Consider the following 18,589-nt stretch of genomic DNA (forward strand, 5'->3'; position numbering starts at 1 on the left):
CTCTGTTGGCTGGTCACTTTCACCGAGACGTCGACTGCTCGCCGATCCCTAGTTCACCGAGCCGGGCGCGATAGACGTCGACGTTGCGCAATTTGACGTCCTCGTAACCCCGGACCAGATCGGGCAGAGCGGCCACCTCGACCGCCCAGTCATAGTTCGTCGGGCCGAGATCCGCCGCCAGCGCCATGACGATGTCGACGTACTCGGCGACCAGGTGGCGCTCCACCTTGCGCACGTGCGCATACCCGAACGGATCGAAGACGGTTCCGCGCAATCGCTTCCCCTTCGCGAGCACGCGCAAGGCGATGTGTGTTCGCGGCCCGAGACCGATCTTGCTCTTCCGCCCCAGCGCCTTCAGCATCGGCGGATGCAGTTTGTAGGTCAGGTTCGCACCGTTCGGGGTCTCGGCCCGGACGTGCTCGACGAACTGCGGATCGGTCAGCAGGCGCGCCACCTCGTATTCGTCCTTGTACGCGGTGAACTTGTAGAGCCCGCGGGCGACCGCCTCGCTGAAGTCGGTGCGGTCGGACACCGCTCGTTCGACGATCCAGATCGATTGCAGGATCTCGACGTACCGTCGGGCCACCTTCTCGCTCTGAAAGGCGACCAGATTCGCGGCGCGCCGCGACACCAAGTCGTCGACTTGCCCGGTGAACGTCGTGCCGGCCAGCACGTGCTCCGGAGCCGCCACCGGTGCCCGCGGCCGTTCGGGTGAGGTCGCATCGCCGAAGCGCGCCGGGTCGGCGATGGCAACGCGGCCCCAGCGGAAGGCGGCCAGGTTGGCGTCGACGGCCACACCGTTCAGCTCGATGGCTTCTTCGATGCAGGGTGCCGGAATTCGCAGGGCCCCAGTTTGATACGCGGCGCCGATCAGCAGGAGGTTGGCGGAGGAGGTGTAGCCGAACAACGCCTGGGCGGCCGCCAACGCGTCGAAGGAGTGCACACTGCGGGAGACCTGGCTCAACCGGTTCAGCAGATACGGCGTCTCGGGATACGCGACGGACCTGTCGTACACCATCTCGCCGGTGGGCGTCTTGCTCGTCGATACGATCGACACCGTCCTGCCGGCATCGCCGTAGCCGAGGTTCTTGCCGTCCGCCGCGGTCAGCAAGTCGAACGCGACGAAGCAGTCCGCGCTGCCCGGCGTGAGCCGGTTGGCGGGATCCAGCCTGCCCGCGGCGAATCGCAAGTGCGACACCACCGGGCCAGCCTTCTGGCTGAGCCCGATCTGATCCAGGCACTCGACCTCGAAACCGGCTCGCAGGGCGGCGGTGGCCAGGATCTGGTTGGCCGTCACGATGCCGGTACCGCCGATCCCGGCGAAGAAGACGTTGTGCGTGGAGGTGATTGGTTCGACCGCAACCTCCGGCAGGGCCGGCGGCTGGGGCGGGATGCGACGGGGCGCCCTGGCCGCCGGTGAGACGTCCACGGTGACGAAGGACGGGCAGTCTCCCTCGAGACAGCTGTAGTCGGTATTGCACGAACCCTGGTCGATCCGCGTCTTGGAGCCGTACTCGGTGTCGACCGGCTGCACCGACAGGCAGTTCGACTTCACGCCGCAGTCACCGCAGCCCTCGCAGACGGCCTCGTTGATGACCACCCGGGTGGTGCGCACGGGCAGGGTGCCGCGCTTGCGTTGCCGCCGGGCATCGGCGGCGCAGTGCTGGTCGTAGATCAACACGGTCACGCCGGGGACGTCGCGCAGGCGCTTCTGCGCCTCGTCGAGTCGGTCGCGGGGCCAGACGATGACGCCCCTGGCGAGGGTCCGGCGGTCATGTCTGCCTGGTTCGTCGGCGCAGACGATGATCTGCTCGACACCTTCTGCGGTCAGCTTGTGCGTCAGCTTCGCGACGGTGAGCCCACCCTCGGCGTTCTGGGCGCCGGTCATGGCGACGACCTCGTTGAACAGCAGCTTGAAGGTGATGTCGACCCCCGCGGCGACGCAGGCCTGCACCGCGAGTTGGCCCGAGTGGAAGAACGTGCCGTCACCCATGTTCTGGAAGAGGTGACCGACGTCGGTGAACGGCGCCTGCCCGATCCACTGACTGCCCTCGCCGCCCATCTGGGTCAGCCCGACGACGGCGCTGTCGGCGCGCTGCGACATCGTCACCATCGTGTGGCAGCCGATGCCGCCCCCGGCCAGCGATCCATCGGGGACGGCCGTCGACCGATTGTGCGGGCAGCCGCTGCAGAAGTACGCCGCCCTGCTCGCCGGAAGCACGTCGAGCGTCAGGGCCGACGGCGGGGTGGGCTTCAACTCGAGCCGGTGCGTGAGGATGCGGCGCAGCGGCGTCAGCAGACGGCCGGCAGTGAGTTCACCGCCCGCGGGGATCAGCGGCCGTCCTTCGGCGTCCATCTTGCCGAGGATGCGTGGCGCACCCGTCCGGCCGTACAGGATGTCGCGCATCTGCGACTCCACGAACGCCGTCTTGTCCTCCACGACCAGCACGTCGTCGAGTCCCTCGGCGAAGGACCGCACCGTGTCCGGCCCCAGTGGGGTGGGCATGCCGATGCGGAGCAGCCGGACGCCGGCGCGGTGCAGCGCGGCGTCGTCGGCGCCGAGATCGCTGAGGGCCTGGCGCACCGCGTCGTAGGTCGGCCCCGTCGCGGCGATACCCATCGTCGCATCGGGCGGATCGAGTTCGACGGCATCGAGACCGTTGACCGACCCGTAGGCGCGGACCACCTCCGCGCGGGGCCCGAAGAGGTCCTCCTCGGCGGCGAGGCTGGCGGCGGGGGCGGCCATCGGTCGCTGCCGGTAGACGAAAGGTCTTCCCTCCCAATGCACCTCGGGAACGATGATGTCGACGTCGGCCACGCTACTGTCGACCGACCACGCGCCGTCGGCCACGTCGGCGACGATCTTGAGCGCGACGACGCAGCCCGAGGCACGCGACATCGCCACGCCGTGCATGGCCATCGCGACGATCTCGCGGGCATTGCGCGGAAAGAGCACCGGGATCCCCAGCGCGGCCAACGACCGTTCGCTGACGGCCGGGACGGTCGAGGACTTGGACCCCGGGTCATCACCCACCAGCAGCAGCACCCCGCCACGCGGATTGACGCCGTACATGTTCGCGTGCCGCAGCGCGTCGGTCGCCCTGTCCAGCCCCGGCCCCTTGCCGTACCAGACGCCCACCACTCCGTCGTGAGTCGGCGTCCCGGCAGGGAGCTCGGCCTGACTGCCCCACACCGAGGTCGCCGCCAGCTCCTCGTTGAAACCCGGGACGAAGGTGATGTCGTGGGCCTGCAACACGTCGGGCATGTCGGCCAACATCCGGTCCACGCCACCGAGGGGGCTGCCCTGATACCCGGAGATGAACGTGGCCACCCGCGCGCCTGCGCGGGCATCTCGCTCGTGTTGTTCGACCAGCGCCCTCGCAATGGCCTGCACACCGGTGAGCAGTACGGGACCCGATCCCGGCCGGTACCGGTCGCCCAGCGCATAGGGCAACCGGTCCGGTCTACGAACGTCGAGCTCCGTCAGGGGACTCACCACCTCGATCTACGAATGCGCGTAATGCTCCCTCCAGGGAAGCATCGGGACGCAGATCGAGCAAGCAACGGTAGTTGTGTTGAGCAAGTCGCGCAGTTTCGCCGGGGTGTGACGTGCGATACTGGGCGACATGACGAGGCTCGACCGCACTGACGCGCGACTCCTTCTCGCGATGTGCGACGCACCGCGCGCGACCGGGGTGCAGTTGGCTGCCACTCTCGGTCTCGCGCGAAACACCGTGCAGGCTCGACTGTCGCGGTGGGACCAGGAGAAGGTCCTGGCACCCATCGACCGATGCGTGTCACCGCGTGATCTCGGCTATCCCCTGAAGGCGTTCATCACCGCGGTGGTCGACCAGCACCGCCTCGAGGAAGTCATCGGCGCACTGGCGACGATCGCCCAGATCACGCAGGTGACCGGGCTCTCGGGGGCAGCCGACCTGATGATCGGTGTCGTCGCCACCGATGCCGATGACCTGTACCGCATCGCCGGACTGGTTCTCGCGGTGCCCGGAGTGGAACGCACGACGATGTCGGTGGCGATGCACGAGGTGGTCGCCTACCGGACTCGGCCCCTGCTCGAAGAACTGGCGCGGTCGCCTCGAGCGTGACTAGCCCGCGGCCAAGCGCTCGATGCGCTTGAGTGCTACGGCGCAGACGGTCAGATAGACCGGCGCCCAGATCGGTACGCCGAACGACACGCGGCACCCGCCGGGCAACGGTGTCACCGAGTGGCGGGTCGCAGGAACCCCGGCGACCTTCCACGCCCACGCCCGCCCGTCGTCGAACTCGGTGATCTCGAACGGCAACGCCACCCCGATCGGGGTCCACACCTTGCCGCGCGATCCGAGCCGCAACGGACCGGGGTCGACCAGCTCGGCACCGCTGACCGTCGGACCCCACTGCGGCCACGCCGCCAGGTCGGTCAAGACGCCCCAGGCCGCCGAGGCGTCGACGGCCATGGTGCGCGCGGTCGTCAGCATCCGTCGCCGTTCGGGGTCATGGCTGTCCAGTATCCCCGGGCGCCCGTCGACCAAACCCGTGGACCGAACTCGTCAGCCGTACCGCTGCTCCGGGCACAGCTGGCAGACACCCGCGTCGTGCCGTTCGTCCAGGTACCGGCTGACCCACTCCGAAGACACGAACTCGCCGAACCGTCGCGGATTGTCGATCACGTGACTTTCCCGGTGCCCTACTCCATCCCGGCTGGTCATGACCACCGAGCCCACGAAGATGTTTCCCACGAACGTGAGGCGCCGGGTGCCGCCGTCGCAGCCCGTCGTCTCCACGTGATAGCGCACCTGTCCCGCCTCACCCGCCGTCCGTTCGATGTGACCGCATGTCGAATCATCCGACCCAGGCAATCGTCTTCCCCTCGTCACATCCCCTTGCCACTAGAATTGGCGATCCTCGGGTGGTCGTCAACAGTGTTGACTTAAGGAGTGATTTACGCGTGACCGAACCTCCGAGACAGCAGGCGACGGGACGCCGACGGCGACGCACCCGAACCGGTACCGACCTCTCGCAGGAGGTCTACGTCGACGCGGCGGTCAACCTGATCGAGCGTCGGGGCGCCGCCGTGCTCAGCGCGCGAACCCTTGGCGCAGCCGTGGGCGCCCACCCGTCGGCGCTCTACCGGTACTTCGCCGGAGTCGACGACGTGTTGCGCGCAGTCGCGGACCGGATGATCGGCATCGGCTTGCAGCGATGGTCCCCCGCCGAGGATTGGCTATCGTCGCTGGCCAACCTCGCCCGTGCTCTCCACGGTGTCTACGTCTACGACTTCCCGCGCGCCGGCTATGCCTTGGCGAATCGAACCACCGGTCTGCCCAACGAGATTCGTGCCGTGGAGCTCACGCTCGGGTTACTGGCCGACGGCGGTTTCGACAACGCGGCCGCCACGAAGTGCTTCGTGGTGATGTCCGACTTCCTGCTCGGTCAGGCGATGCTCGGGAGCGCCGTCGTCACGCTGCCGTCCGAGATCCGGGACGCCGACGACGGATCCTGGGTGGACTTGACGAAGCGACTGCCCGCCACCACCCCCCATACCGAGGCCGCGGCCCCGCACCTGCGCTCGATGATGGTGCAATCGTCGTTCGAGGCGTCGCTCCAAATGATGCTCAGGGGCCTGGCCGCGTCGCCGCGCACCTGAGCGGTCACACCGCGGTGGCGGCCCGTCGGTCGGCGTGGCGGTCTCGCACCTCGGCCAGGAACCGCGAGACCTCGACCGCGCAACGCCGCGCATGCGACGAATCCACGAGGTCGAACGCATGTCCGGCGCGGGGTATCTCGCAGTACGTCACCGAATTGTGCGAGACGGCGCTCAGTGCGTCGTGGAACTGCCGCGCTTCGTCGACCGGGATGATCGCGTCATTCGCGCCGTGCATCAAGAAGAACGGCGGTGCCTCTGGGTGGATTCGTGCCATCGGAGATGCCGCGGCGAAGATCTCCGGGTGACGGGACTGGCTGCGCCGCACCACGACCCGTTCCAGGAAGCCCTGAAAGTTGCGGCGGCTCGGCGTCGAGCGGTCCTGCCAGTCGTAGCGTCCGTAGATTCCGACGACCGCGTCCACCGACGTATCGGCATCCTCGGCGAGCTCCCCGCGGAACTCGGGGTCACCGGGGGTGAGACCGGCTAGTGCCGCGAGGTGTCCACCGGCGGAACAGCCTGCGATGGAGACGAATTCGCGATCCCCGCCGTACTGGTCGATGTTCGCTCGCGTCCACGCGATCGCAGCGTTGACGTCGGCGATGTGTCGTGGCCAGCGGTTCACCGGGGACACCCGGTAGTCCATCGTCACGCATACCCAGCCCTGTTCGACCAGATAAGACAACAGCGTATGTCCCTGCAGCACACGCGTGCCCTGCACCCAGGCGCCGCCCGGCACGAACAGCAGCACCGGCGCGTCGGGTGCCAAGTCGGGCCGCCGCCAGACGTCGAGCAGCTGTGCTGGGTGAGTGCCGTATTGAATCACGCTGCGGTACAAACACTTCCGACGTTGACCACGGGCCCGCAGGTAAGGCGGGACGCGACCGACAGTGGCATCCGCCTGCGGAAGCTCCGCGTCCAGTGCGGCGCGCCGGTCGATCGCGGCACGCACCGCCGCGGGTGCGTAGTGACCGCCCCACAGCGCCAACGCAGTCAGCCCGGCGAACGGTTCGAGGTGCTTGCCCACGACGGGCAGGGCCGAATACATCCTGGTGGAGGCCAGGAGGAGGTCGACGGGATGAAGTCGCGCGATCAGACTTCGCGACACCGCTCTACCCCTTCGCCGCGTCGAGCGAGACGGTCGCCTCCGCTGGGCATGACGAGCAGTCGGCGGAATCGACGTTGAACTGGCCACAGGCCGGGCAGATGAAGGGAATCACGACGAAGGTCCTTCGCTGGCAGGAGTCGGACGCCGACCTGGCTGCAGCGTTGGCTGCCCTTTACCCGAATCCCCGCTGGGACAAACCCGCGTCGTGCGTAGGCTCGACGGGGTGACGAACGTTCGAACGAAGGTGCTGGTCATCGGGGGTGGGTTCGGTGGACTCTTCTGCTCGCGCCGACTGGGTGACGTCGACGTCGACGTCACCCTCCTCGACCGTGCCGCCTGCCATGTCTTCCAGCCCCTGCTGTATCAGTGCGCCACCGGCACGCTGAGCATCGGGCAGATCAGTCGCTCGCTTCGAGAGGAACTGGCGGGGCACCGCAACGTCACCACCCTGCTCGGCGAGGCGGTCGACCTGGATCCCGAGGCGCGCCGCGTCACCGCCCGTCGGCCCGATGACAGCACCTTCGTGCTCGACTACGACGTGCTGATCCTCGCGGCGGGCATGCGGCAGTCGTACTACGGCCACGAGGAGTTCGCCGCCTGGGCGCCGGGGATGAAGACACTCGACGACGCCCTCAGCATCCGGCGCCGCCTGTTCGCGGCCTTCGAGATCGCCGAGACGCTGCCCCCCGGCCCCGAACGGGACGGCTGGCTCACCTTCGCGATCGCCGGTGGGGGCCCGACCGGCGTGGAGCTGGCCGGCCAGATCCGCGAGATGGCCACCCGCACACTGGCACACGAATTTCACAGCATCGAACCCGAGGACGCCAGGGTGCTGCTGTTCGACGGGGGCGAGGTCGTCCTGGGCGGCTTCGCGCCGGGCCTGTCGGCCAAGGCCGCCACGATCCTGGAACGTCTTGGCGTGGAACTGCACATGGGCGTGCACGTCACCGACGTCCGACGCGAAGGCATCACCGTGACGGCGAAGGCGGGCGGCGCGATCGAGGAGTACGCGGCGCGGACGGTGCTGTGGACGGCCGGGGTGGAGGCGGTGCCGTTCGCCCGACGGGTCGCCGAGGTCCTGGGCGCGAAGACCGACCATGCGGGCCGCATCGCGGTCGACGCTGACCTATCGGTCCCCGGCCATCGAGAGATCTTCGTCATCGGCGATCTGGTCGGTCGCGACCACCTGCCTGGCGTGGCCGAGAACGCGATGCAGGGCGGCCTGCACGCCGCCTCCTGCATTCGCCGCGAACTCGAAGGCAAGGCGCGCAAGGACTTCCGCTACCGCGACGTCGGCTCGGCGGCCTACATCAGTCGCGGGCACGCCCTCCTCGAGGTCGGCCCCGTCAAGCTGTCGGGTTTCTTCGGCTGGCTGGCATGGGGATTCATCCACATCGCGTTCCTCACCGGGGTGCAGAACAGGGCCAGTACCGTCGCGACCTGGCTGTCAGCGATCGCGCGTGCGCAACGTACCGACCGCACCTTCATGCTCGGCAGTCCCACCACCCACGAGCAGCCCTACACGTGGTCGGCCTGCGGTCCAGTGCTCAGGCCCGGCCAAGAAGCCCGTCCCGTCGCGGATTAGCCGCAGTTCAAAGCGGGTATCCCGGCGTCACGGGCGGGGAGAACCGGCCATGACGGAAGGCTTCGACGATGGGCGTGATTGTCGAGCGTGGCACGGCCCGGTGTCCCCGGTGCATGGCCCAAACGCCGTACTGCTTCCGCGAGGATGACGGCGGACTGCTGCGCTACGAAGTGTCGTGCGCGCCGTGCGGTTTCGACTACGTCGAGGATTGCGCCCCATCGCTGGTGAGCGCACCCGCGGCGTAACACTGAAAATGGCGCGCCCGGGTGACGCTAGTGGGGCGTGGCCTTCACGGCTGGTTTGGCGACCACCGGAGCGATCGTCCCCGAGTTGGTGAGGGTCGTGGTCTCACCCGTCGACATCGAGCCGCCCGATACCAGCGCCGTGGGTCCGTCGCCCCCACCACCGGCAGCTACGCCCATGACTCCCATTGCGAGCAGGGCCGCTCCGCCGAGCAGCGCGGCCTGCGTCTTGCGTTCCATCTGCCTCATGTCCAGCCTCCAGTCGTCGCGTCCGATATACGACGATTAGGCGCCTCGAAGACGACCCGTGGGCGACGTCCAAGCAGGTTCACAGGACACCTGCACGCGAGGCTCAGCGTTCAGTCGCCCCGGCCGCGCAGGCTTCTGGCGGCTGAGGACACCGCGGCGGTGACGGCGTCGACCGTGGGACTGTCGATCTTCCAGCACTGCCAGAACAGCGGTACGTCGAGGTGGTCGTCCGCGATCAGGGCGAACGATCCGTCGGACAGCATCGGCGCGGCCGCCTGCTCCGGGTACATCGCCCACCCCAGTCCGGCCAGCACCGCTGCACGAAACCCCTCGGCGGTGGGCACGTGGTGCACCGGGCGGCCGACATCGCGCCGAAACACTTTGTGCAGCAACATGTCCTGCAGCGCATCAGCGCGGTTCCACGCCAGTGAGGGCGCCACCGCCGCGGCCTGCACGGTGAACCCCTCCGACAGGTGACCTGCGATGAAGTCCGGGCTGGCCACCGGTAGATACCGCATCACCCCGAGGGCTTGCGTCCGGCAGCCGGAGACCGGAGCGCGCTCGGTGGTGACCGCGCCCATCACGGCGCCCTCGCGGAGCAGGCGGGCCGAATGGTCCTGATCCTCGATCGAGACGTCGAAGAGCACCCCCGAAAGGCCGGTAAGGACTGCGGTGAACCAGGTGGACATCGAGTCGGCATTGACCGCGAGTGCGACCCTGGTGCGTTCGGTCTGACCGCCACCCATCTCGGCGAGTGCCTCGGACTCCAGCAGCGCCGTTTGCGCCGCCAACTTCAGCAGCGGAATCCCCACAGCCGTTGCGGTGCAGGGCTTCTCCCGTCTGACCAGCACCTGGCCGACGTCGCGCTCGAGGGTCTTGATGCGCTGACTGATCGCCGACGGCGTCACGTGCAGCCGCGACGCCGCGGCATCGAAGGAACCCAGGTCGACGACGGCCGCCAGGGCAGCCAGCTGCTGGGCGTCCAAAGTCACCTGAAGGATTCTAATGTACTCACAGAATGATTAGCTGTACTGCATCAGCGCCCACGCTTACCGTCGCGGAATGACCTCACCGCTCGTCATGGGATTCCTGGCGTCCTTCGCGCTGATCGCCGCCATCGGCGCCCAGAACGCGTTCGTCCTCCGGCAGGGCATCCGGCGCGAGCACGTCCTGCCCGTGGTGGCGCTGTGCACGGTTTCCGACATGGTGCTGATCGCCGCGGGCATCGCCGGCGTCGGCGCACTGATCGGCGCCCATCCCGGCGCCATGAACGTCGCCAAGTTCGGCGGTGCGGCGTTCCTCATCGGCTACGGCCTGATGGCGGCCAAGCGCGCATGGCGGCCCGCCGCGCTGATGCCATCGGATGCCGCCCCCGCCCGGCTCGCCGAAGTGCTCGTCACCTGCGCCGCGCTGACGTTCCTCAACCCGCACGTGTACCTCGACACCGTCGTCCTGCTCGGCACCCTGGCCAACGAACACCGCGAGGAACGCTGGCTGTTCGGCATCGGCGCGGTCACCGCGAGCGCGGTGTGGTTCGTCGGCCTCGGGCTCGGCGCACACCGACTGTCGGGTCTGTTCTCGACCCGCAACACGTGGCGGGTGCTGGACTGCCTGATCGCCGTGACGATGATCGGGCTCGGCATCACGCTCGCGGTGTCCTGAGAGGTGCGCGCTACGGCCGCCCGACGACGACACCGAAGAGGTCGCCGGGGAAGCAGACGTTGCCGTTGCACCACGTGCCGTAAGACCCCAGATCGGGCCTGGCGGGGGGCGGCGCGTCCGTTCCGCGGATATCGCCCTGGGCGCAGACGACGGTCCCGCTCGAGTCGTTGCAGCCGGCGAGGGCCGCCGGTGCGCCGACGAGGGCGGCCACGCCGAACGAGGCCACCGCACACATGGTGAGACCGAGGGATGGGGTCAGGTACCGGCGTCTGCGCATGATCACTCCTCGGGGGTGCACCCCAAGCATGCACCCCGACGAGACACCGCGGTCGCGGTCAGCCGATTAGGCCGCGCGAACCGCACCCCGGGTGTGGTCGTCATTCTTGGCGACGCGGCGGCGGAGGAACCCCGACGCCGACACCAGCGCTCGCGAGATCCTGGTGTGCTCGCCACCGTTGCGGCGCTGCAGGAAACCGCCGACCTTGCTCAGCAAGAACGCGATGGCAGGCACCAGGAGGGTGATCAGGAGGAACCGGCGTACCGGGCTGCTCAGTAGAGCCAACATGTCGCTTCTCCCTACCTGGTGCGTCCGGCGCTGCTGCGACGGCCGACGATGCCGAGGTACCCGGCGATCAGTACGACGGCGAAGATGACCCCGACGAGGAACGGGATGATCTTGAATCCACCGTTCTGGTTGGAGTAGCCGAGCTTGTAGGACACCCAGGTGCCCAGGAACGAGCCGAGGGCGCCCAGCACGATCGTGACGAGCACGCCGATGTTCTGCTTGCCCGGCATGACCAATCTGGCGAGGCCGCCGACGATGAGGCCGACGACGATGGCGCCGAGGATGGTTGCGATCACGGTTCAAATCCTTTGTTCGAAGCACCGAGGTGGTGCTCGTCTCCGTTACCCGCCCCGGGCACGGTTCAACCTCCGCCACGTGGGATTCATCCACGGTTGGTCTCCGCGCCCGCCACGAGTCGATCGCGACGGATGGACTGGTCCCCACGACAACTGTGGAAGGAACCGACATGCCAGATCACGACACCACCCCCGATCACGACACCCTCGACCACGACACCATCTCCGCTCAGGACGTCATCTCCGCTCAGGACGCCGCACCCGTCCCCGAGGCGACGGCGCTGGAGCCCACCCGGGGCGCCGTCATCCGCCAGGTCCTGGAACGCCAGCTCGTCGCTGGCCAGGGGCTGGGCACCCAACTCGTCGGCGCCTCCACCGAGCTCACCGTCGCGCTGGTGCACGCACCCGTTGCCGTGATCGACGAAATCCGCACTGGCGCAACATTGCCCGCAGCACTGGCGCACACCCGCGCGGAGACCCGAGGGGTCGTCGCCGAAACGGGCACCCGGGTCCGCACCGCGATCGGCGAATACGTCACGAGCCAGGCCACCCTGCCGAACGCCGTCGTGTGTGGTGCCGCGGATGTCGCCGAGGCCGTCCTGCGGGGGCAGGGCATCGTGGCAGGCTCGGCCCTCGACTCGGTCTTCACCGTCGCGACCATCGCCGCCCGCGGTGGTGCCGTCAGGGAAGCGCTGGGCCGCGAACGACGTGACGTCGCCGCGCACGCCGACGCTGCCCGTGCCGCCGTCGCCGAATCCTGGGACCGCGCCTTCGAGGAAATTCGCGACGCGGTCGAGGTTTACGACGACGAGTACCTCGAGGACTTCTCCGACGAGGACTGACCCACCGCGGCCCGTTACCGTTTACGCTCTGCCAGTGCCACCGACCTGCTCCCGACGAAGTTTCCTGGCCGTCACGGCGGGTCTCGCAATGTTGACCGTGGCCTGCGGTTCGGACGAACCGGGAACGGTTGCCGGCGACGGGTCCGTCACCATCAAGCACGTCTTCGGGGAGACGAAGATCCCGTCGGCGCCCACCCGGGTCGTCAGTGCCGGGTTCACCGAGCAGGACGACCTGCTGGCGCTGGGGGTCGTGCCGATCGCGGTCACCGACTGGTTCGGCGGGGAACCGTTCGGTGTGTGGCCATGGGCCCGGGCCAGACTCGGCACCGCCCAACCCGTCGTACTGAACCTGTACGACGGCATCCAGGTCGACCAAATCGCGTCTCTGAAACCAGATCTCATCGTCGCCACCAACGCCGGTCTCGACCAGGACACCTACACGAAGCTGTCCGCCATCGCCCCCACCATCGCGCAGTCGGGCCAGAGCGCGTTCTTCGAACCGTGGAAGGACCAGGCGAACACCATCGGTCAGGCCGTGTTCAAGTTCGACGAGATGACCAAGCTGATCGCCGACGTGGACGCCAAGTTCACCGAGGTCGGCAAGAACAACCCGACGTTCAACGGCAAGAAGGTCGTGGTGGTGAGCGCCACGGCGTACCAGGACGCCTACGACGTCACCCCGCCCGGCTGGCGCACGGACTTCCTCGGGCAGATGGGCTTCGCCGTGCCCGACAGCGTCGACGCCTTCGTGGAGGACGACCGCGCGCAGGTGCCGCGCGCCAAGTTGGCGTCGGTGCTCGACGCCGCCGACGTGGTCGTCTGGAAGACCGAGAGCGACGAGGAACGGGCCGCCCTGCTCGCCGATCCGACGTTCGCCACCCTCACGTCGACGAAGAACGACAGAAACGTCTTCACCGGCAAGGAGCTGGCGGGCGCACTGGCATTCACATCGGTGTTGTCCTACCCCGTCGTGGCGGACCAGTTACCGCCGATGATCTCGCGGGTGCTCACCTGACAAGATGACCGGGTGACCAGCCAGACGCCCGAGAAGTCCGACCTCCGCACAGCATTCGCACAGGTGGGTTCGGCCTACTACCCCATGCTCGTCGCCGTGTTCACGGCGCTGGTGATCATCTCGAACGTCACCGCCACCAAGGGTGTGGCCTTTGGACCGATCATCACCGACGGCGGCTTCATCGTCTTTCCGCTGACCTACGTGATCGGCGACGTCCTGTCGGAGGTATACGGATTCAAGGCGGCGCGACGGGCAATCATCCTTGGGTTCTCGATGAACGTGTTGGCCGCGTTGGCCTTCTGGGTCACCATCTATCTGCCCGCCGCCGACTTCTACGAGAATCAGGCAGCGTTCGAGAACGTCGTGCACGCGTACACCCAGCTCATCATCGCCGGGCTCGCTGGCTTCATCGTCGGTCAGACCATCAATGCCTGGGTCGTCGTGGCGATCAAGGAGCGCACCAAGGAGAAGCACCTGTGGGCCCGCCTCGTCGGGTCCACGTTCGCCGGCCAACTCGGCGACACCCTGGTGTTCTGCAGCATCGCGGCCAGTGCGATCGGCATCAGCACGTTCCGCGACTTCGCCGTCTACGCCGTGCTGGGCTGGCTCTACAAGACCGCGGTCGAGATCGTCCTGTTGCCCATCACGTACCGCGTGATCGCCTACGTCAAGCGCCACGAGCCGACGTACGAGCCCGCGGAGTGAGGCGCTGATGTCCCTGCGCGCGGTGCACGACTACGGCGACCGGGCGCTGCTGCTCGACCTGGACGACACCGCCGACGTGCTGGCGTGGTGCGATGCCCTGCGGGTGGCCGACGCGGGCGGCGTCGTCGACATCGTGCCGGCGTCTCGCACGGTGTTGCTCCTGCTCGCCGGCCCGGAGTATCAGGCGACGACCCGGGCGCACCTGCATCGGTTGCGCGAGCAATCGGTGGGGGCAGCGGCCGCGACGCCGGCGACGGGTGCCGACGTCACGATCGACGTCGTCTACGACGGCGAGGATCTCGCCGACGTGGCGCGCCTGACCGGTCTGTCCCCCGATCAGGTGGTGGCGGCCCACACGGCCGCGCCGATGCGCGTCGGGTTCATCGGTTTCGTGCCGGGCTTCGCGTACCTGGTCGGTGGCGACGAGCGCCTTCACGTGCCGCGTCGACCCGAGCCCCGAACCAGGGTCCCCGTCGGATCCGTTGGCCTGGCAGGCGAATTCAGCGGTGTCTATCCGCGGGAGAGCCCCGGCGGATGGCAGCTGATCGGACGCACCGATGCAGTCCTCTGGGACATCGACCGCGACCCGCCCGCGCTCCTGACACCCGGCACCCTGGTTCGATTCCGGGCGATCGGCGGGGGGTCGACGTGACATCGCTCGAGATCCTCGCGACCGGCCCGCTGGCCCTGCTGGAAGACCTGGGCCGGCCGGGGCTCGCGCACCTGGGCGTCACCCGGTCGGGCGCGGCCGACCGTCGTTCCCACACGCTGGCCAACAGGCTGGTCGCCAACCCGCCCGATCGCGCCACCGTCGAGGTCACGTTCGGTGGGTTCTCGGCCCGCGTGCGTGGCGGTGACGTCACCATCGCGGTCACCGGCGCCGATGCGGGTCCGACGGTGGATGGAATCCCGTTCGGCATCAACGGCATTCACCATGTTCACGACGGTGCGGTCCTGACCTTCGGCACGCCGCGCGCGGGTGTTCGCAGCTACCTCGCCGTCCGCGGCGGCATCGACGTCGAGCCGGTGCTGGGGTCCAGAAGCCATGACGTGTTGTCGGCGATCGGGCCGCGGCCGCTCTCCCCGGGTGACGTGCTGCCCATCGGCGAGCACACCGCCGAGTTCCCCGAGGTCGACCAGGCACCGGTCGCCACGATCGGGGGCGGGGTGGTCGAGTTCCTCGTCGTGCCGGGACCGCGCGACGACTGGTTCAGCGACCCGGACGCCCTGGTGCACACCGATTGGGTCGCCTCAGACCGCAGTGACCGCGTCGGGATGCGCCTGTCGGGCCGCGCCATCGAGCACCGCCGAACCGACCGCCAGCTCCCCAGCGAGGGCACCGACCGCGGCGCAATCCAGGTGCCGCCCAACGGTTTACCCGTCATCTTCGGCCCCGACCATCCTGTCACCGGTGGCTACCCGGTGATCGGTGTGGTGGCGGATCGCGACGTCGACCGGGTGGCTCAGGTGCGACCAGGACAGCACGTGCGATTGCACTGGTCGCGTCCCCGCGAACGGTAGTCATCGGCGTCGGCCCCTGGTAGGAACGAGGGGTGCTCCACACAGCGCGGCTGGTTCACACGTCCGACCTCGACGGTGAGATGCGCGAGGACGCCCGCAGGATGCTCGTCGACGCCTTCGCCGACGGCGAGACCGACTTCACCGACGCCGACTGGGAGCACGCCCTCGGCGGGATGCACGCGCTGATCTGCGTGCGTGGTGCACTCGTCGCACACGGCGCGGTCGTGCAACGTCGGCTGCTGCATCGAGGCGACGCGCTGCGCTGCGGCTATCTCGAGGCCGTGGCGGTGCGGGAGGACTGGCGCGGGCAGGGCCTCGCGACCGCCGTGATGGACGCCCTCGAGCAGGTGTTGCGCGGCGCCTACCAGTTGGGTGCGCTCAGCGCGTCGGAGGCCGGACGGCACATCTACGCCGACCGCGGCTGGTTGCCGTGGCGAGGAACGACGGCCGTGCTGGCCCCCTCCGGGGCGACCCCCACCCCCGACGACGACGGGTCGCTGTTCGTGCTCCCACTGGGCGTCGACCTCGACACCACCGGCGAGATCGCGTGCGACTACCGCGACGGCGACGTCTGGTGATCGGCCCCTGGCGCCTCACGGCACCGTCGGGGCCAGGGTGAGCAGACGTTCACCCCGCAAACACGACACGAGAGCCGCGACTCCCGGGGGCAACGGCCACGTAACCATCCGGAAACACGCGATGCCTTGACTAGGGGTATGCCTGACCCCGACTGGGCGCCACTGACCGGGTTTCGGGTGGCGGTGACCTCCGCCCGGCGCGCCGACGAGCTGTGCACCCTGCTACGCCGCCGGGGCGCGTCGGTCACCAGCGCCGCGGCGATCGCCATGGTGCCCCTACCCGACGACGACGAGCTGCACGACCACACCCGGGCGCTGATCGCCACCCCGCCCGACGTGGTCGTCGCCACGACCGGTATCGGCCTGCGTGGGTGGATCGCCGCCGCCGACGGCTGGGGGTTGGCCGCGGAGTTGACCACCGCACTGGCCAAGGCCCGCATCGTCTCTCGCGGACCCAAGGCCACCGGCGCCCTGCGGGCGGCCGGGTTGCCCGAGGAGTGGTCCCCGGAGTCGGAGTCCTCCCGCGAGGTGCTGCAGTACCTACGCGCGGGCGGCATCTCCGGTCTGCGGATCGCCGTGCAGCTGCACGGTGCCACCGCCGAGTGGGATCCCTTCCCCGAGTTCCTCGACGAACTGCGCGCCGCAGGCGCCGAGGTCGTGCCGATCCGGGTCTACCGCTGGCACCCCGCCCCACGCGACGGGGCCTTCGACCAGCTGGTCTGCGGCGTCGCCGAGCACAAGTTCGACGCCGTCAGCTTCACCTCCGCCCCCGCGGTGGCTGCCACGCTGATGCGGGCCGTCGAGATGGGCATCGAGGACCGTGTGCTCGCGGCGCTGCGTAGCGACGTGCACGCGATGTGCGTGGGACCGGTGACCTCCCGTCCGCTGGTGCGCCTAGGCGTCCCGACCTCGGCACCCGAGCGGATGCGACTCGGCGCGCTGGCCCGCCACATCACCGACGAGTTGCCGCTACTGCAGTCCAGGACGGTCACCGTCGCTGGTCACGTGCTGGAGATCCGCGGTACCTGCGTCCTGGTCGATGGCGTCGTCAAGGATCTGCCCCCCGCCGGCATGGCGACCATCCGGGCGCTGGCGCACAGCCCGGGCAACGTCGTGTCCCGCGCTGACCTGCTCAACGCGCTGCCCGGCGGCGGGACCGACACGCACGCCGTCGAAACGGCGGTGCTGCGGCTGCGGACGGCACTGGGCGACAAGCACATCGTGTCGACGGTGGTGAAGCGCGGCTACCGCCTGGCCGTCGACGACCATCCCGTGGGCTCGCCGACGCTACGGTAGTTGCGCGGATCGGCCGTGAAATCGCGCAACGACCGTAGGCTCGGCGCTGATGGTGATGAGCGGCAGTGCGGTCCTGGACACCTACCGTTATCTGCGCGGCGGCATGGCGGTGATGATCGTCATGCTCGGCGCGGCGGTGGTGATAGAACGCCTGCGGGCCACCTGCTGGCAGACCTCCATCAGCGAGTACTACTTCACGTCCGCGCACGCCGTGTTCATCGCGGCGCTCTGCGCCATCGGGGCGATGCTCATCGTCTACAAGGGAAGCAGTGACACCGAAGACGTCCTGCTGAACCTTGCCGGCATCCTGGCCTTCGTCGTCGCGATGGTTCCGACGTCGCGACCCGGACTAGCTTGCGGGGGTGCGCGATTGGACATCGGCAGCCAGTCGGCGATCGCGAACGCCTGGGCCGTCGTCATCGCGCTGGTGGTGTCCCGGGCCGCGTCGTGGTGGATGTACCACCGCACGGGGACCATGCCACGGCGCAGCGTGCTCGGCACCTGGGCGGTGTGGGGGCAGCGCGTGCTGCTCGCGACGGGTGTCGTCACCCTGGCCGCGGCACCCGACTGGTTCCGCGCGAATGCCCACGGCGTCGCCGCGGTGGCCATGTTCGCCTCGATCATCCTGACGGTGGTGATCACCGCGTTCGTCGCGGGCAACCAGGATGCCGAGAAGTGTCCGCATCGCAGGCGTTACCAGCTGATCTATCAAACGATCTCGGTGGCCATGGGGCTGACGCTGGTGGCGGCCGTGTGCCTGCACCAGCTCTTGGACGGGTTCAACCACGCGACCATCGTCGTCGAGGTGGCCCTGATCGCGGGCTTCGCGGCGTACTGGCTGATCCAGACCGTCGAACTGTGGGGCACCTCGACCCGGGTCGGCCTCGTCGAGCAGGACGCAAGCCGGCTCATGCGCGCGCTCTAGGAGCCCACCTCGACGCGTCCGTCATCGGTGATCCTGGTCCGGTAGACGGGCAGCACGACGTCGGGGGTGTCGAGACAGCTGCCGTCATCCAGCGCGAACGCCTGCTTCTTGAGTGGCGACTGCACACATCGCCGTCCGGCACGGTCTCCGACGATGCCGCGCGACATCACCGCCGCACCCGAGAACGGGTCGACGTTCCCGATCGCCCAGAGCGAACCGTCGTCGAGACGGAACACCGCCACCTGGACCCCGCCGGGCAGCAGCACGCCCGCGCCGCGGCCCGGCAGCAGGCGGTCGTAGTCGCACGCCGAGGTCCATACCCGGACCTCCCTGGCATCGTCGAGCAGTGTCATGGT

23 protein-coding genes are annotated in these 18,589 nt (G+C 68.7%); 13 read left to right on the forward strand and 10 right to left on the reverse strand.

Translation table 11 applies throughout. The features are described from left to right. Nucleotides 1-19 precede the first annotated feature (19 nt). Nucleotides 20-3,487: an indolepyruvate ferredoxin oxidoreductase family protein gene (locus tag QUE68_RS26630; protein ID WP_284236104.1), complete on the reverse strand. Its 3,468-nt coding sequence runs from the start codon at nucleotides 3,485-3,487 to the stop codon at nucleotides 20-22. Nucleotides 3,488-3,626: 139 nt separating this feature from the next. On the opposite strand from QUE68_RS26630, the gene QUE68_RS26635 reads away from it, so the two are divergent. After that, a complete protein-coding gene (locus QUE68_RS26635; RefSeq protein ID WP_284229621.1) occupies nucleotides 3,627-4,106 on the forward strand; it encodes an Lrp/AsnC family transcriptional regulator in 480 nt (159 codons plus the stop codon). On the opposite strand, the gene QUE68_RS26640 is transcribed toward QUE68_RS26635, so the two are convergent. Then, nucleotides 4,107-4,478, reverse strand: a complete 372-nt coding sequence (locus QUE68_RS26640; protein WP_284229623.1) for an SRPBCC family protein — start codon at nucleotides 4,476-4,478, stop codon at nucleotides 4,107-4,109. It abuts the gene before it with no gap. A gap of 72 nt (nucleotides 4,479-4,550) precedes the next feature. Next, entirely contained in the window at nucleotides 4,551-4,796 is a 246-nt protein-coding gene (locus tag QUE68_RS26645) for a hypothetical protein (RefSeq protein ID WP_284234760.1), read from the reverse strand. 152 nt (nucleotides 4,797-4,948) lie between these two features. On the opposite strand from QUE68_RS26645, the gene QUE68_RS26650 reads away from it, so the two are divergent. Continuing rightward, nucleotides 4,949-5,647, forward strand: coding sequence for a TetR/AcrR family transcriptional regulator (locus tag QUE68_RS26650; protein ID WP_284234759.1), 699 nt, complete (start codon nucleotides 4,949-4,951; stop codon nucleotides 5,645-5,647). A 4-nt stretch (nucleotides 5,648-5,651) separates the two neighbouring features. Here the strand turns inward: QUE68_RS26650 and QUE68_RS26655 are convergent, their stop codons facing one another. Further along, nucleotides 5,652-6,692 (reverse strand): alpha/beta hydrolase, encoded by a 1,041-nt coding sequence (locus QUE68_RS26655; RefSeq protein WP_284236102.1) that lies wholly within the window; start codon nucleotides 6,690-6,692, stop codon nucleotides 5,652-5,654. A gap of 283 nt (nucleotides 6,693-6,975) precedes the next feature. Between QUE68_RS26655 and QUE68_RS26660 the strand changes: the two genes are divergently transcribed. Both QUE68_RS26660 and QUE68_RS26665 read left to right on the forward strand, forming a co-directional pair. Then, nucleotides 6,976-8,337: an NAD(P)/FAD-dependent oxidoreductase gene (locus tag QUE68_RS26660; RefSeq protein WP_284234758.1), complete on the forward strand. Its 1,362-nt coding sequence runs from the start codon at nucleotides 6,976-6,978 to the stop codon at nucleotides 8,335-8,337. A 113-nt stretch (nucleotides 8,338-8,450) separates the two neighbouring features. Beyond that, nucleotides 8,451-8,582, forward strand: a complete 132-nt coding sequence (locus QUE68_RS26665) for a hypothetical protein (protein ID WP_286274694.1) — start codon at nucleotides 8,451-8,453, stop codon at nucleotides 8,580-8,582. A 27-nt stretch (nucleotides 8,583-8,609) separates the two neighbouring features. Here the strand turns inward: QUE68_RS26665 and QUE68_RS26670 are convergent, their stop codons facing one another. Continuing rightward, entirely contained in the window at nucleotides 8,610-8,828 is a 219-nt protein-coding gene (locus tag QUE68_RS26670) for a hypothetical protein (protein WP_284234756.1), read from the reverse strand. A 110-nt stretch (nucleotides 8,829-8,938) separates the two neighbouring features. Next, nucleotides 8,939-9,820, reverse strand: coding sequence for a LysR family transcriptional regulator ArgP (locus tag QUE68_RS26675; protein ID WP_284234755.1), 882 nt, complete (start codon nucleotides 9,818-9,820; stop codon nucleotides 8,939-8,941). 70 nt (nucleotides 9,821-9,890) lie between these two features. Between QUE68_RS26675 and lysE the strand changes: the two genes are divergently transcribed. Continuing rightward, entirely contained in the window at nucleotides 9,891-10,490 is a 600-nt protein-coding gene (gene lysE / locus QUE68_RS26680; RefSeq protein ID WP_284234754.1) for an L-lysine exporter, read from the forward strand. Nucleotides 10,491-10,500: 10 nt separating this feature from the next. Here the strand turns inward: lysE and QUE68_RS26685 are convergent, their stop codons facing one another. The 3 genes from QUE68_RS26685 to QUE68_RS26695 all read right to left on the reverse strand — a co-directional run bounded on the left by QUE68_RS26685 (nucleotide 10,501) and on the right by QUE68_RS26695 (nucleotide 11,351). Next, complete coding sequence (locus QUE68_RS26685) at nucleotides 10,501-10,767, reverse strand: hypothetical protein (RefSeq protein ID WP_284229635.1); 267 nt, start codon at nucleotides 10,765-10,767, stop codon at nucleotides 10,501-10,503. Nucleotides 10,768-10,833: 66 nt separating this feature from the next. Next, complete coding sequence (locus QUE68_RS26690; protein ID WP_284234753.1) at nucleotides 10,834-11,055, reverse strand: hypothetical protein; 222 nt, start codon at nucleotides 11,053-11,055, stop codon at nucleotides 10,834-10,836. Nucleotides 11,056-11,066: 11 nt separating this feature from the next. Then, on the reverse strand, nucleotides 11,067-11,351 hold the full coding sequence (locus QUE68_RS26695) for a GlsB/YeaQ/YmgE family stress response membrane protein (RefSeq protein WP_284229639.1): 285 nt from the start codon (nucleotides 11,349-11,351) through the stop codon (nucleotides 11,067-11,069). Between the two features lie 170 nt (nucleotides 11,352-11,521). Between QUE68_RS26695 and QUE68_RS26700 the strand changes: the two genes are divergently transcribed. From QUE68_RS26700 to QUE68_RS26735, 8 genes are all read left to right on the forward strand, one after another. After that, nucleotides 11,522-12,193: a hypothetical protein gene (locus tag QUE68_RS26700; RefSeq protein ID WP_284229641.1), complete on the forward strand. Its 672-nt coding sequence runs from the start codon at nucleotides 11,522-11,524 to the stop codon at nucleotides 12,191-12,193. A 34-nt stretch (nucleotides 12,194-12,227) separates the two neighbouring features. Beyond that, nucleotides 12,228-13,208, forward strand: a complete 981-nt coding sequence (locus tag QUE68_RS26705; RefSeq protein WP_284229643.1) for an ABC transporter substrate-binding protein — start codon at nucleotides 12,228-12,230, stop codon at nucleotides 13,206-13,208. An 84-nt stretch (nucleotides 13,209-13,292) separates the two neighbouring features. Then, nucleotides 13,293-13,913, forward strand: a complete 621-nt coding sequence (locus QUE68_RS26710) for a queuosine precursor transporter (RefSeq protein ID WP_284231411.1) — start codon at nucleotides 13,293-13,295, stop codon at nucleotides 13,911-13,913. Nucleotides 13,914-13,920: 7 nt separating this feature from the next. Beyond that, complete coding sequence (locus tag QUE68_RS26715) at nucleotides 13,921-14,565, forward strand: 5-oxoprolinase subunit B family protein (protein WP_284229646.1); 645 nt, start codon at nucleotides 13,921-13,923, stop codon at nucleotides 14,563-14,565. Then, nucleotides 14,562-15,434: a 5-oxoprolinase/urea amidolyase family protein gene (locus tag QUE68_RS26720; protein WP_284229648.1), complete on the forward strand. Its 873-nt coding sequence runs from the start codon at nucleotides 14,562-14,564 to the stop codon at nucleotides 15,432-15,434. Before QUE68_RS26715 ends, QUE68_RS26720 begins: the two co-directional genes overlap by 4 nt. An 80-nt stretch (nucleotides 15,435-15,514) precedes the next feature. Then, a complete protein-coding gene (locus QUE68_RS26725; protein ID WP_284231413.1) occupies nucleotides 15,515-16,012 on the forward strand; it encodes a GNAT family N-acetyltransferase in 498 nt (165 codons plus the stop codon). Between the two features lie 138 nt (nucleotides 16,013-16,150). After that, on the forward strand, nucleotides 16,151-17,308 hold the full coding sequence (locus QUE68_RS26730; protein WP_284229650.1) for a uroporphyrinogen-III synthase: 1,158 nt from the start codon (nucleotides 16,151-16,153) through the stop codon (nucleotides 17,306-17,308). Between the two features lie 49 nt (nucleotides 17,309-17,357). Further along, entirely contained in the window at nucleotides 17,358-18,233 is an 876-nt protein-coding gene (locus QUE68_RS26735) for a hypothetical protein (protein ID WP_284229652.1), read from the forward strand. Here QUE68_RS26735 and nirD read toward each other — a convergent pair. Then, on the reverse strand, nucleotides 18,230-18,586 hold the full coding sequence (gene nirD, locus QUE68_RS26740) for a nitrite reductase small subunit NirD (RefSeq protein WP_284229654.1): 357 nt from the start codon (nucleotides 18,584-18,586) through the stop codon (nucleotides 18,230-18,232). The two genes, QUE68_RS26735 and nirD, sit on opposite strands and share 4 nt — an antisense overlap. Nucleotides 18,587-18,589 lie beyond the last annotated feature (3 nt).

The sequence above is a fragment of the Mycolicibacterium sp. TUM20985 genome (genome assembly GCF_030295745.1).
Taxonomy (GTDB): domain Bacteria; phylum Actinomycetota; class Actinomycetes; order Mycobacteriales; family Mycobacteriaceae; genus Mycobacterium.

Bases quoted from the DNA above. Each gene is read 5' to 3' on its own strand.
- QUE68_RS26635 (WP_284229621.1), top strand. From the start codon at position 3,627: ATGACGAGGCTCGACCGCACTGACGCGCGACTCCTTCTCGCGATGTGC.
- QUE68_RS26640 (WP_284229623.1), bottom strand. From the start codon at position 4,478: ATGCTGACGACCGCGCGCACCATGGCCGTCGACGCCTCGGCGGCCTGG.
- QUE68_RS26655 (WP_284236102.1), bottom strand. From the start codon at position 6,692: ATGTATTCGGCCCTGCCCGTCGTGGGCAAGCACCTCGAACCGTTCGCC.
- QUE68_RS26665 (WP_286274694.1), top strand. From the start codon at position 8,451: ATGGCCCAAACGCCGTACTGCTTCCGCGAGGATGACGGCGGACTGCTG.
- QUE68_RS26670 (WP_284234756.1), bottom strand. From the start codon at position 8,828: ATGAGGCAGATGGAACGCAAGACGCAGGCCGCGCTGCTCGGCGGAGCG.
- lysE (WP_284234754.1), top strand. From the start codon at position 9,891: ATGACCTCACCGCTCGTCATGGGATTCCTGGCGTCCTTCGCGCTGATC.
- QUE68_RS26685 (WP_284229635.1), bottom strand. From the start codon at position 10,767: ATGCGCAGACGCCGGTACCTGACCCCATCCCTCGGTCTCACCATGTGT.
- QUE68_RS26690 (WP_284234753.1), bottom strand. From the start codon at position 11,055: ATGTTGGCTCTACTGAGCAGCCCGGTACGCCGGTTCCTCCTGATCACC.
- QUE68_RS26700 (WP_284229641.1), top strand. From the start codon at position 11,522: ATGCCAGATCACGACACCACCCCCGATCACGACACCCTCGACCACGAC.
- QUE68_RS26710 (WP_284231411.1), top strand. From the start codon at position 13,293: ATGCTCGTCGCCGTGTTCACGGCGCTGGTGATCATCTCGAACGTCACC.
- QUE68_RS26715 (WP_284229646.1), top strand. From the start codon at position 13,921: ATGTCCCTGCGCGCGGTGCACGACTACGGCGACCGGGCGCTGCTGCTC.
- QUE68_RS26725 (WP_284231413.1), top strand. From the start codon at position 15,515: ATGCGCGAGGACGCCCGCAGGATGCTCGTCGACGCCTTCGCCGACGGC.
- QUE68_RS26730 (WP_284229650.1), top strand. From the start codon at position 16,151: ATGCCTGACCCCGACTGGGCGCCACTGACCGGGTTTCGGGTGGCGGTG.
- QUE68_RS26735 (WP_284229652.1), top strand. From the start codon at position 17,358: ATGGTGATGAGCGGCAGTGCGGTCCTGGACACCTACCGTTATCTGCGC.
- nirD (WP_284229654.1), bottom strand. From the start codon at position 18,586: ATGACACTGCTCGACGATGCCAGGGAGGTCCGGGTATGGACCTCGGCG.